This window comes from Acidithiobacillus ferriphilus, assembly GCF_018854775.1.
In the GTDB taxonomy this organism is placed as follows: Bacteria; Pseudomonadota; Gammaproteobacteria; order Acidithiobacillales; family Acidithiobacillaceae; genus Acidithiobacillus; species Acidithiobacillus ferriphilus.
In genome coordinates, this window is record NZ_JAAZTY010000067.1 from 1 (window position 1) to 11,682 (window position 11,682).

General features: G+C 58.3%; 17 protein-coding genes and 1 pseudogene. 1 reads left to right on the forward strand and 17 read right to left on the reverse strand.

All coding sequences use genetic code 11. The features are described 5' to 3' along the window. From HF921_RS05585 to HF921_RS05610, 6 genes are all read right to left on the reverse strand, one after another. A partial coding sequence (locus HF921_RS05585; protein ID WP_215893465.1) for a thiazole synthase occupies positions 1–619 on the reverse strand: 619 nt, incomplete at its 3' end. 42 nt (positions 620–661) lie between these two features. After that, positions 662–862, reverse strand: coding sequence for a sulfur carrier protein ThiS (gene thiS / locus HF921_RS05590; RefSeq protein ID WP_064218795.1), 201 nt, complete (start codon positions 860–862; stop codon positions 662–664). Positions 863–948: 86 nt separating this feature from the next. Further along, positions 949–1,803 (reverse strand): S-formylglutathione hydrolase, encoded by an 855-nt coding sequence (gene fghA, locus HF921_RS05595; RefSeq protein WP_215893466.1) that lies wholly within the window; start codon positions 1,801–1,803, stop codon positions 949–951. After that, complete coding sequence (locus HF921_RS05600; protein ID WP_155735268.1) at positions 1,803–1,946, reverse strand: type I restriction-modification system subunit M; 144 nt, start codon at positions 1,944–1,946, stop codon at positions 1,803–1,805. The genes fghA and HF921_RS05600 overlap by 1 nt, the downstream gene beginning before the upstream one ends. Before the next feature lie 12 nt (positions 1,947–1,958). Continuing rightward, the gene (locus HF921_RS05605) at positions 1,959–2,390 is read right to left on the reverse strand and encodes a type II toxin-antitoxin system VapC family toxin (protein ID WP_215893467.1); all 432 of its coding nucleotides are present in this window, start codon (positions 2,388–2,390) and stop codon (positions 1,959–1,961) included. After that, entirely contained in the window at positions 2,390–2,632 is a 243-nt protein-coding gene (locus tag HF921_RS05610) for a type II toxin-antitoxin system Phd/YefM family antitoxin (protein ID WP_035194155.1), read from the reverse strand. The genes HF921_RS05605 and HF921_RS05610 overlap by 1 nt, the downstream gene beginning before the upstream one ends. 257 nt (positions 2,633–2,889) lie before the next feature. On the opposite strand from HF921_RS05610, the gene HF921_RS05615 reads away from it, so the two are divergent. Further along, positions 2,890–3,789, forward strand: coding sequence for a patatin-like phospholipase family protein (locus tag HF921_RS05615; RefSeq protein ID WP_215848981.1), 900 nt, complete (start codon positions 2,890–2,892; stop codon positions 3,787–3,789). 16 nt (positions 3,790–3,805) lie between these two features. On the opposite strand, the gene mnmA is transcribed toward HF921_RS05615, so the two are convergent. The 11 genes and pseudogenes from mnmA to HF921_RS05670 form a co-directional block, all read right to left on the reverse strand. Further along, positions 3,806–4,864, reverse strand: coding sequence for a tRNA 2-thiouridine(34) synthase MnmA (gene mnmA, locus HF921_RS05620; RefSeq protein WP_215893468.1), 1,059 nt, complete (start codon positions 4,862–4,864; stop codon positions 3,806–3,808). A 13-nt stretch (positions 4,865–4,877) separates the two neighbouring features. Beyond that, on the reverse strand, positions 4,878–5,072 hold the full coding sequence (iscX, locus tag HF921_RS05625) for a Fe-S cluster assembly protein IscX (RefSeq protein WP_064218791.1): 195 nt from the start codon (positions 5,070–5,072) through the stop codon (positions 4,878–4,880). Next, positions 5,072–5,410 carry an ISC system 2Fe-2S type ferredoxin gene (gene fdx, locus HF921_RS05630; RefSeq protein ID WP_064218790.1) on the reverse strand — a complete coding sequence of 113 codons (339 nt, stop codon included), beginning with the start codon at positions 5,408–5,410 and terminating at the stop codon, positions 5,072–5,074. The genes iscX and fdx overlap by 1 nt, the downstream gene beginning before the upstream one ends. Next, positions 5,411–7,279: a Fe-S protein assembly chaperone HscA gene (hscA, locus tag HF921_RS05635; RefSeq protein ID WP_064218789.1), complete on the reverse strand. Its 1,869-nt coding sequence runs from the start codon at positions 7,277–7,279 to the stop codon at positions 5,411–5,413. It abuts the gene before it with no gap. 80 nt (positions 7,280–7,359) lie between these two features. Continuing rightward, positions 7,360–7,977 carry a Fe-S protein assembly co-chaperone HscB gene (gene hscB, locus HF921_RS05640; protein WP_215893469.1) on the reverse strand — a complete coding sequence of 206 codons (618 nt, stop codon included), beginning with the start codon at positions 7,975–7,977 and terminating at the stop codon, positions 7,360–7,362. Further along, on the reverse strand, positions 7,977–8,300 hold the full coding sequence (iscA, locus tag HF921_RS05645; RefSeq protein ID WP_064218787.1) for an iron-sulfur cluster assembly protein IscA: 324 nt from the start codon (positions 8,298–8,300) through the stop codon (positions 7,977–7,979). Before iscA ends, hscB begins: the two co-directional genes overlap by 1 nt. A gap of 9 nt (positions 8,301–8,309) precedes the next feature. Next, complete coding sequence (iscU, locus tag HF921_RS05650; protein ID WP_215879910.1) at positions 8,310–8,741, reverse strand: Fe-S cluster assembly scaffold IscU; 432 nt, start codon at positions 8,739–8,741, stop codon at positions 8,310–8,312. A gap of 24 nt (positions 8,742–8,765) precedes the next feature. Next, positions 8,766–10,031 carry an IscS subfamily cysteine desulfurase gene (locus HF921_RS05655; protein ID WP_081258048.1) on the reverse strand — a complete coding sequence of 422 codons (1,266 nt, stop codon included), beginning with the start codon at positions 10,029–10,031 and terminating at the stop codon, positions 8,766–8,768. 18 nt (positions 10,032–10,049) lie between these two features. Further along, positions 10,050–10,538 carry an Rrf2 family transcriptional regulator gene (locus HF921_RS05660; RefSeq protein ID WP_064218785.1) on the reverse strand — a complete coding sequence of 163 codons (489 nt, stop codon included), beginning with the start codon at positions 10,536–10,538 and terminating at the stop codon, positions 10,050–10,052. A 46-nt stretch (positions 10,539–10,584) separates the two neighbouring features. Then, the gene (cysE, locus tag HF921_RS05665; protein WP_064218819.1) at positions 10,585–11,334 is read right to left on the reverse strand and encodes a serine O-acetyltransferase; all 750 of its coding nucleotides are present in this window, start codon (positions 11,332–11,334) and stop codon (positions 10,585–10,587) included. 44 nt (positions 11,335–11,378) lie between these two features. Further along, a pseudogene (locus HF921_RS05670) lies at positions 11,379–11,682 on the reverse strand (tRNA (cytosine(32)/uridine(32)-2'-O)-methyltransferase TrmJ); the annotation flags it as partial.

The window sequence follows — 11,682 nt, forward strand, 5'->3', positions numbered from 1 at the left end:
CGCCATCACAACCCAGCTCCAGGGCCACCGCCACATCAGAGGCGGTACCCACCCCCGCGTCCACCAGAATCGGTACGGTCGCCTGCTCCAGAATGATGCGCAGATTGTAAGGATTGCGAATACCCAGACCGGAACCGATCGGCGCTGCCAGCGGCATCACCGCCACACAGCCCATTTCCGCAAAGGCCTTGCAGGCCACCGGATCATCCACGCTGTACACCATCACCTCGAAGCCTTCAGAGATAAGGATATTGGCGGCCTCATAGGTTTGCCGCATGTCCGGGTACAGCGTTTGGGGATCACCGATCACTTCCAGCTTGACCAGCTTCCAGTCGCCCAGTTCCCGGGCCAGACGGCAGGTGCGCACCGCGTCCTCTGCCGTATAGCAACCCGCCGTGTTCGGTAGAATGGTAAAGCGGTCTGTCGGCAAGAACTCCAGCAGATTGGGCTCGTCTTTATTTTGCCCCAGATTCACCCGGCGCAGTGCCACCGTCACAATCTCCGCGCCGGCCGCATCTATGGCTGCCCGCGTCTCGGCAAAATCCTTATATTTCCCCGTACCCACCAGCAGGCGGGACTGGTACTCCCGCCCCGCAATCACCAAAGGATCCTTACGCATTGTGTTTATCTTTCACCTCAAAAAAGGGATTAGCGCGGAAATTCAGCCGCCGCCCACCGCCTGAATGATCTCCAGACGGTCACCGGCCGCCAAAGTCACAGTGGCGTGCGTGCTGCGCGGCACAATTTCGCCATTGCATTCAACGGCCACTCGACGCTCCGCCCAGCCGAGCTCCGCCAGCAACGCCCATACCGTCATCTGCTCCGGCACCTCGCGGGCCACACCATTTACCAGAATTTGCATGGTAGCGATGCTAGAACCTCACTGGGGGAGCGTCAAGCAAATGCCGTTCTTACACTCCGGACACATCAATCCGCAAGGCAAACGATTCAGCCGGCGCAACCCAGTTTCCGGGCGTGATGCCGCAAATGGTCGGCCATAAAGGTCTGAATAAACCAGTAGGAGTGATCATAGCCCGGTTGCCGCCGCAAACGGAGTTGTTGTCCGGAAACCTCTGCTGCCGCCTGCAGAGCCTCAGGTTTCAGTTGCGTAGTCAGAAAAGGATCCGCGTCGCCCTGATCCACCAGTATCTCTCCAGGATAGGGGTGTTTACGCATCAGCATGCTGGCATCCCATTCCCGCCATTGCTCGCGGTCAGGCCCCAGATAATTCCCGAAAGCCTTTTCCCCCCAGGGCACCGCACCGGGGTTGCAGATCGGCGCAAATGCCGATACCGAGTGCCAGTATTCCGGGTTGCGCAACGCCAGCACCAGCGCTCCATGACCGCCCATGGAGTGCCCGAAAATACCACGGCGTTCAGCAGATGCGGGAAAATGTTCTTCAATGAAGGTTGGCAGCTCATGGTCCACATAACGGGCCATGCGGTAATTCCGGGTCCAGGGCAGCATGCTTGCGTTTAGATAAAACCCTGCCCCCACGCCGAAGTCCCAATGGTCGGAATCACCGGGGATGTTCAGTCCGCGGGGACTGGTATCACAGGCGACCAGCATCAGCCCCAGTTCGGCGGCCAGACGCTGTGCGCCAGCCTTTATCATGAACGTCTCTTCGGTGCAGGTTAACCCCGCCAGATAATACAGGGCTGGGACCCGGGCGCCATCCAACGCCTGGGGCGGCTGGTACACCGCGAAATTCATGGGTACCCCCGTGGCGCTGGACGCATGAATGTAATAACCCATGCGTCCAGCAAAACAGCCATGCTCCTCCCGCGTTTCTAACAGGGCCATCACGCCACCCCACGACGAATAGACTGCAGATACGTCAACTGCTCGACGTAGTCGCCGTAACGCATGTCGCCGTAACGCATGTCGTCGTCGCGCAGGACGTTACAGTGGTTCCAGCGTTTTTGGACGATGCTGGCGATGTTCATGGTTTCTCCGGTCTAGTGGTCGTCATCTTTGAACTCAGGCACGAGCGCAACGCCCAGGGCGAGAGCCGCCTCGTGGAGCCGCTTATCCAGCGTCGCAAGTCGCAGTTTCCGCCGCAAAGCCAATTCCAGATAGGCGGCATCGTAGATCGTCAAACGGTGTTCCTCGGCAATACCCAGAGTAGCGGACCACGCTGCGGCATCCGTCTGATGATCTATCGTCTCCGGTAGCAGGCGCAGGTCGGGCACCAGTTCGCGCAATTCCAGCATGGTGATACGACCGCGCCGCGCGGCAGCCAGCAGCGCATTGCACACCTCCAACGCCCAATGCGCGGGAACGCAAATGCCCTCCCCCAGCAATCGCTCCCGCACCCGGTTGGCGGATTCGGCATCCTCATCCCGAAGATACCAAGCCAGGGTCATGGAGGCGTCGGCGACAAAAGACATCAGTATTTGCGTCCCGCGTCGATCAACTCGCGCAACGAAACACCGCCCAAGTCATGACTGGCCTGGAACGCCTTCATGCGCGCCACAGCGGCTTGCCTTTCCTCCAGCCCTTGACCCACGGGCGGACGCAACTCAGCGACCGCCTGCCCATGTTTGGTGATAGTGAAACATTCCCCTTTGCGCACCCGCTCCAAAATCTCGGACAAATGCGTCTTCGCCTCATAGGCGCCAATCTCGGACATATCCGACACCCCCTCTTTCAACCAGCCTTAGACCAGTTTAATTGCGTATCGTTGGCGCCGTCAATATCATAAAACTCCGCGTACTCGAAGTCGTCGCGGCTCGATGCCGGAGTTGGACCATGTGAAGTTGGCGTTGACGCGATCGGGAAAAGGCCTGCGAGCGATATCCGCTCCTTCCCTATCGCGCACTGCGCCGGCGCGCTACAGTACAATCTGGGTCTTGTGACATCAAAAACGCATGGAGGGTGAGGATCACCATGACTATTGGCCTGGCTCTTGGCAGTGGCGCCGCCCGCGGGTGGGCACATATAGGGGTGATAAGCGCGCTGAATGATCATGGAATCGTACCGGATATCGTTTGTGGCACATCCATAGGCGCCCTGGTCGGCGCTTCCTATGTTTCCAATAATCTTGAGAAACTGGAAGAGTGGGTGCGCTCACTGACAAAGCTTGAAATCGCCAAATTTTTTGCCTTCAACATGTCACTGAACGGTTTTGTCAACAAAGAACGGCTGCATTATTTTCTCAAAAAATATGTGGCGGATGATGCCTCGGCAATAGAAGATATCGTTGCGAAAAAATATGCCTCGGTAGCAACCGATCTGCAAACCGGCAGCGAGATCTGGCTGATGACGGGTTCAATCCTGGAGGCCGTATTTGCGTCCATTTCCCTGCCCGGCCTTTTTCCGGCGGTAAAAAACGATGGTAAATGGCTTATAGATGGCGGAGTGGTGAACCCCGTCCCTGTATCTGTCTGCCGCGCGCTTGGCGCCGATGTTGTTATCGCAGTAACATTGAACGACGATATCGTTGGCAAACGTCCTCAAAATAACCTGGCCATAGAAACACAGGATGTCGGCGTTACCGGAAAAATATCAGACTTGGTCACGGCGTACACCGCCTCGGTATTCCCGGCGACAGGCAATAAGGAACAAGCACCCAGCCTGTTTGAGGCCATCGCCGGTTCGGTCAATATTATGCAGGACAGGATCACCCGGAGTCGCATGGCCGGAGATCCTCCGGATATCCTGCTTTCTCCAAAACTGTCTCATATTGGCTTACTGGAGTTTTATCGTGCCGGCGAAGCCATAACGGAGGGGGAGAAATGCGTGCAGAGGATGTTGCCGGCAATACAACATATACTGGGTATGCCTTAACGAACGCGTGCGCGGACTATTCCGCGTTGCGAATCCAGCCCCCACCCAGCAGGCGCTCACCCTGGTAACAGACGGCGGCCTGACCGGGGGTGACGGCGCGTTGCGGCTCGGGAAAGCGGAGTTCGGCCCGGGCATCGGGGAGCAGGTGCAGTATGGCCGGCTCGGCGCGGGAGCGGTAACGCAATTTCACGGTCACGGCATGGCTTTCGCCGGGCGACAAATCCACCAGCCAGTTGCACTCATCCAGACTGGCCGCACGGCGGTAGAGTTCATCCTCGCCGCCGACAATCACCCGGTTCTGCGCAGGGTCCAGCGCGAGGACATAGCGCGGCTGACCACCGCCACCGCCCAGGCCTCGCCGTTGGCCGACGGTAAAGTGCAAGGTACCCGGGTGATGGCCGATAAGCTGCCCGCGGCTGTCGACCATCTCCCCTTCCTGCGCCATGTCCAATCCGGCGTAATCCTCCAGAAAGCGGCGGTAGTCGCCGTCCGGTACAAAGCAAATGTCCTGAGAATCCTGCTTGGCGGCCACGGGCAGGCCGTGCTTGCGGGCCATGGCGCGCACCTCGTCCTTGTTCATGCCACCCACTGGAAAGCGCAGGCGGGGCAAAAGCGTCGCGCCGATGGCGAAAAGAAAATAGGATTGATCTTTGGCATCGTCGCGACCACGCAGCAGGGCGGCACCCGAGGGAATTTCCGCCAAACGCGCGTAATGGCCTGTCGCCAGCACCGAGGCGCCCAGCTTCTCGCCTTCCGTCAACAGGGCATCAAATTTGAGAAATTGGTTGCAACGTGCGCAGGGGTTGGGTGTACGTCCGGCCTGATATTCGGCGACAAACACATCGACCACCTGACGCCGGAAGGCTTCACGGTAATCCAGCACCGTGTAGGGAATATCCAGACGGGCACAGACATCGGCGGCGTCTTCGATATCTTTTTCATCGCAGCAGCGGCTTTTCGGCCACAGGCGCATAGTCACGCCGGTGAGTTCGTAGCCCTGCTCCCGCATAAGAACGGCCGCAACGGCGGAATCGACGCCACCGGAGAGCGCAATAAGGGCTTTTGAATCCGCCATAGCGCCGCCTGACTCAGTCCTTCTCCGCCAGCCAGGCCATCTGGATGGCTTCGAGGATGCCCTCGCTGGACTTTTCTGCTTCGCCTTCAAAATCGGGGAGTTCTAATATCCAACGATGCAGATCGGTGAAACGCAGATGGGCCACATCGGCGTCCGGGTGAGCTTCATCCAGGGCGATAGCCAGTTCCATGGTGTCGGTCCAGCGCATCAGTGCCGCTCCTTTTCCAGATTGATGGTATATTTGGGGATTTCGATGACCAGTTCGGTATCGGTCACCTTCGCCTGGCAACTGAGGCGGGAGGTGGGCTCCAGGCCCCAAGCCTTGTCGAGGAGATCTTCTTCCTTCTCTTCCGCCGCTTCCAGGCTATCGAAGCCCGCACGCAAAACCACATGGCAAGTTGTGCATGCGCAGGACATCTCGCAGGCATGTTCAATATGAACATGGTTGCGCAGGGCTGCGGCAATGATGGTTTCCCCTGCTTCAGCCTCGAACTCCGCCCCTTCGGGACAGCTTTCCGGGTTAGGGAGGACGCGTATTTTAGTCATTCAATCTCCCAGATCGTCAATGGAACGGCCAGCGATGGCACGGCGCAAGGCGTTATCCATACGCCTCTGTACTAGCGGTCCGGCGGCCGCCTCGACGGCTTCGGCAGCGGCTGTGATGGCATCCGCATCATTGCCGGACAAGGCAACAGCCAGCGCCGCATTGGCCTTGTCCACAGCCACGCGCTCTGTCGGCTCCAGCAGGTCCGCATCAGCAGCCAGCGCGGTCGCAAGGGCTTCACGCACGCGCGCGCCGTCCACTTTGGCCTCTGACAGGCGTCGCTTGACGACATCTTCTGCGCCATGCCTGAAAGAATCCTGCAACATGTTGGCGATTTCTTCATCATTCAGACCGTAAGACGGCTTGACGACGACTTCAGCGCGCACACCAGTACTCGCTTCTTCCGCGCTCACCGCCAACAGGCCATCGGCATCCACCTGAAAAGTGACGCGAATCCTTGCCGCACCGGCAACCATGGATGGAATGCCGCGCAGACTGAAGCGCGCCAGCGAACGGCAGTCCTGCACCAGATCGCGCTCACCCTGCAAGACGTGAATACTCATGGCCGTCTGACCATCCTTGAAGGTGGTGAACTCCTGCGCCCGCGCCACCGGTATAGGAGTATTGCGGGGAATGATTTTTTCCACCAGCCCGCCCATGGTCTCCAGACCGAGGGACAAAGGTAACACGTCCATCAACAGCAGATCTTCGCGCTGGTTGCCCACCAGGGCATCCGCCTGAATGGCGGCACCCAGTGCCACCACCTGGTCGGGATCCATGTCCGTCAGCGGCATCTGATGAAAGAACCCCTCCACCAACGCGCGCACGGCGGGAACACGGGTGGCGCCCCCGACCAGTACTACGCCGTCAATCTCATCCAGCTTCAAAGCGGCGTCCCGCAGCGCCCGCCGACAGGCCGGGAGGGTACGCTGGATAACGGGCAGAATCAGTGACTCCAACTGGCGGCGCGTCAGTTTCACCGTGAGCGCCGCGCAACCAGGCGACGGCGGCAGCGCAACCATTGTTTCGTCAGCGCTGCTCAGCGCCTCTTTGGCGGAGCGCGCCTGCTGGAGGATCTGTCGCCGCCAGAGTGGGTCGGCGCTGTCACCTCCTCCCTCCCGCAGCAGCCATTCGGCCAGCGCATGATCCATGTCATCGCCGCCAAGAGCGGAGTCACCGGCAGTCGCGAGCACCTCAAAAACCCCCGCCTGCAGGCGCAATATGGAGATGTCGAAGGTTCCGCCGCCCAGATCGTAAATGGCAAAGACGCCTTCGCTGCCTTTGTCCAGCCCGTAGGCGACCGCGGCAGCCGTTGGCTCCGCCAGCAGGCGCAATACATTCAGTCCTGCCAGACGGGCGGCATCTTTAGTCGCCTGACGCTGGGCTTCGTCAAAATAAGCGGGCACCGTAATCACCGCGCCCTCCGGCTCGCCACCGAGGGTTTCCACTGCCCGTTCCTTGAGCACGCGCAATATTTCAGCAGACACTTCCACGGGTGATTTTTCACCGGCTATCGTGCGCAGGCGCACCATGCCTTCTCCAGAAACAAGGTCGTAAGGCAGGTGTCCGGCGAGGGTCTGCACATCGCTGTGACCACGTCCCATAAAGCGCTTCACCGAAGCAATGGTATTGTGCGGATCCTGCCCGGCCGCAGCGACCGCCGGATAGCCGACACTGACCTCACCGCCACCGAGATAGCGCACCACCGAGGGCAGCAGATATTTACCCTCATGATCGCGCATGACGGTGGGCACCGCGGATAATACGGTGGCCACCAGTGAGTGGGTGGTCCCCAGGTCAATGCCAATCGCCAGCCGCCGTTGATGAGGATCAGCCGCTACGCCAGGTTCTGCAATTTGCATTAACGCCATGCTGTACCACCTTGATCTATCTGTAGAAGCAGACTCAATTTAAAGCTGCTTGCCGGTTTAGGGTCGAGCAGTTCTGCCACTCAGACATTCTGTAACGACTCTTCGCTGCGGTCTATTTCGCCGACGAGTTTATCGAGAAATTGCAGTTCGCGCACCGCCGATCCCGCGGCTTCCAATTCTGTGCAAGGCAAGATGGCCAGCAACTCTTTGAGACGCTGCACCACCTTGGTCACGGCCTTATCCACTTCCTGACGCAAAGCCTCCATGCCAGGCAAATCCCTTGCCGCCATAATATTTTCCAGGCGTTCACGGTAGATCATTTGCGTCATCAGCAACTCAGGATCGGCCACTTTCACCTGCTCGCCCAGCGCATCCACACCCTGACATCGCAACAGATAATCCGCGCGCTTGAGTGGATCCCGCAATGTGGCCAAAGCCTCGTTGAGGCGAGTGCTCCATTCCAGGGAATAACGTCTCGCCGTCGGTTCCGCATGGGCGAAGCGATCGGGATGCAGGCCTTTTTGCAACGCAAACACCTGCGTACGCAGTGTCTGCACATCCAGATCATAAACTTCTGACAGGCCTGCCACCGTGAAAAGCGACAGGTCAGCACGAAAAGGCTGCACGGCCCCGCAGGAAGCACAAAGTGCGGGGGGAGCGACCAGCTCTGCCCCGCACTGAAAGCAGGAATCAACCATCAGGTCGTGAAGCTCTCGCCACAGCCACAGGCATCTTTCACATTGGGATTATTAAAACGGAATCCCTCGTTCAGGCCTTCACGGGTAAAATCCAGTTCGGTGCCATCCAGATAAATGAGGCTTTTGGGATCTACAAAAAGACTCACATCTTCATGGGAAAACACCAGATCCTCCGGGTTGGGGACGTCCACAAACTCCATGACATAGGACAGGCCGGAGCAGCCACTGGTTTTAACACCGACGCGAATACCCAGACCCTTGCCACGCTTGGCAATACTTTTGCGCACCTGCTGAGTCGCACTTTCCGACAAGGTCAGAGCCATGACGGTATCCTAGTGTGCCGCCTGGGCACTGGCCATTTCCGCAGGTGCGACCACTTGCGCGCCGCCCTGCTTGTTGCGGTAATCCTCGATCGCCGCTTTGATGGCGTCTTCGGCCAGCACGGAGCAGTGAATCTTGACCGGAGGCAATTCCAACTCTTCGGCAATCTGACTGTTCCTGATGGTCATGGCTTCGTCGAGGGTTTTGCCCTTGACCCACTCCGTCACCAGAGAACTGGACGCGATGGCCGAACCGCAACCGTAGGTCTTGAACTTGGCATCTTCAATAATGCCCTGCCCGTTCACCTTGATCTGCAAACGCATCACATCGCCGCAGGCCGGTGCACCCACCATGCCGGTACCGACACCGCTGTCGTCCTTGTCCATCGCCCCTACATTGCGGGGATTTTCATAATGATCAATCACTTTTTCACTGTATGCCATGACTATTCTCCTTTTGTAAGCGCCTCAATGCGCAGCCCACTGAATGCTGTTGAGATCAATACCTTCCTGATGCATCTCCCAGAGGGGAGACAACTCCCGTAACTTGTCCACTTTCGCGGCGATGAGTCCAATGGTAGCGTCGATTTCCTCTTCCGTCGTATAACGACCGATGCCGAAGCGAATGGAGCTGTGCGCCAATTCATCGGACTTGCCCAACGCACGGAGCACATAAGAGGGCTCCAGACTGGCCGAGGTGCAAGCCGACCCGCTGGATACGGCAATTTCCTTCAATGCCATGATCAGCGACTCGCCCTCCACAAAGGCAAAACTGATATTGAGGTTGTGCGGCACCCGATGTTCCATATTGCCATTAATATAAGTTTCTTCCACCCGTTCCTGAATACCCTTGAGCAACCGGTCGCGCAACTGGCGGATACGTTTGGCATCGCTCTCCATCGATTGTACGGCCAGTTCGGCTGCCGCACCCATGCCGACAATCTGGTGGGTAGGCAAAGTCCCGGAACGCATGCCGCGCTCGTGGCCGCCACCGTGCACCTGTGCCTCGACCCGCACCCGGGGCTTGCGCCGTACATAGAGAGCACCGATGCCCTTGGGACCATAAATCTTATGCCCCGACAGGCTCATCATGTCTGCCTGGATGGCTTCCACATCGACCGGAATCTTGCCCAGGGCCTGTACGGCATCCACATGGAACAATACCTTGTGCGCGCGCAGCATCTTGCCGATCGCTTCCATGGGCTGGATGACGCCGATTTCGTTGTTCACATACAGCACGGAGGCAATGATGGTATCCGGACGAATCGCCGCCGCAAAAGCCTGAAGGTCGACCAGACCATCTTCCTGCACCTCCAGATAAGTGATTTCAAAACCTTCACGCTCCAACTGGCGGCAGGTGTCCAGAGTCGCCTTGTGCTCCGTACGCAAGGTGATGAGATGTTTGCCTTTACCGGAATAGAAATGCGCCGCGCCCTTGAGAGCCAGATTGGTTGCTTCCGTCGCGCCTGAAGTCCAAACAATTTCACGGGGATCGGCATGAATGGCATCGGCCACCTGCTGGCGCGCCTTTTCCACCGCTTTTTCCGCCGTCCAGCCGTAGGGATGGGAACGGCTGGCCGCATTACCGAAATCATGGGTCAGAAAAGGCAGCATCTGTTCCAGAACCAGCGGATCCACCGGCGTCGTCGCCTGATAATCCAGATAAATGGGACGATCCGGATTGATCAGCAAGGATTGCTCGCTGTTCAGTTCAATGATCTTGGGTTGATTCATTTCTTGCACCTCACGGTCTCAAGCGGTTTTATGCGTCGAATGCACAGATGTTTTGTCCATCATTCGAATCGGTACAACCTGTGCCGATTCCTTACTCAGTTGCTGCTCCACCAGTTGTCCGAGAGTGATCCCACCGAGAAATTGAGCAATACGGCCTCCCAACTCCTCCCACAGGTCATGGGTAAGACACTGCTGCCCATCCCCTTTGCAACACTGCTGCGGGTCACCCCCACATTGGGTCGTGCTGATCGACTCATTGACCGCCTCGACAATGTGCGTCAGCGGGATCTCCGAATCCGGCATGGCCAAGCGATAACCACCGCCCGGCCCACGTACGCTTTCCACCAAGCCATAACGACGCAAGCGTCCAAAGAGTTGCTCCAAATAGGCCACAGAGATCTGCTGACGCTGCGCGATATCGGCTACCGTCACCACACCACCACGCTGATTGAGCGCCAGATCCAGCATGGCGGTCACTGCGTAACGCCCTTTCGTCGTCAGTTTCATATTCGGTGCTCCTTTGCACGACATCCTACTATCTATACTAAATTAGTCAAGTATTACCCGTCCGCGTTTCTTTCTTTTCTGGAATATCATTCTCCAGCCTGCAGACGATTTCCTCCACGGGCATCATCGCCTCTTGCGGTTGCAAACGCTGCACACCCTCCCGCAGTTGCGCAATCTCCGCATCCTGGCGATGCATGTGTTCCAGCATACACTCCACGGCCCGCGCCACCGGGTCCGGCATCGGCCCGGTCAAACCGTAGGCTTCGAAGTTATCCGTATGCTCACCCTTACTAACGACCCGCCCAGGGATACCCACCACCGTAGCCCCCTTTGGCACCGATTTAACGACCACCGCGTTCGAGCCAATCCGCGCATTATCCCCAACCGTAATAGGCCCCAGCACCTTGGCGCCGGCGCCGACAATGACACCATGCCCCAAGGTCGGATGGCGCTTGCCCGGTTGCCAGGAGGTACCACCCAGGGTCACACCGTGATAGAGGGTGCAATCATCACCGATTTCCGCCGTTTCACCGATTACGACCCCCATACCATGATCAATAAAGAAGCGTTCACCGATCTGCGCTCCCGGATGAATCTCGATACCGGTCCAGAATCGGGAAAAAGCCGCCAGACTGCGGGCCAGAAGACGCCAACGGTGGCACCAGAGGCCATGGGCCACGCGATGCAGGAACAGGGCATGGACGCCGGGATAGGTAAGCAACACTTCCAGACGGGTTCGCGCCGCCGGATCGCGCGCAAAGACTGCGTCGAGGTCACCCCGCCAGTGCCCACCCATCGTTACACCTCCCACCTTAACCCGAGCCGTCCCCCAGCCCCGCATTAAAGACTATCCTGATCCTTTCTGTCTACTTTAGCAGCCCAGCGCTCGATTTCGGTGAGGATGCCGCGCAAAATATTCACCTCGTTCCGACTGGGTCGGGCACGATCAAAAAGACGACGCAGGCGACGCATCATGCGGGTTGCGCGCAAATCCTGAAGAAAACCGCTGCGGCGCAGCACATGCTGCAGGTGTCCGTAAAAGCCTTCCATATCCTCGACGGGGGCGGGCTGCTCCTCCGGCGGCGCTGCCGGTTGTGGCGGGGTCGTCCGAGCGGCGATATGGAGCTCATAGACCAACACCTGC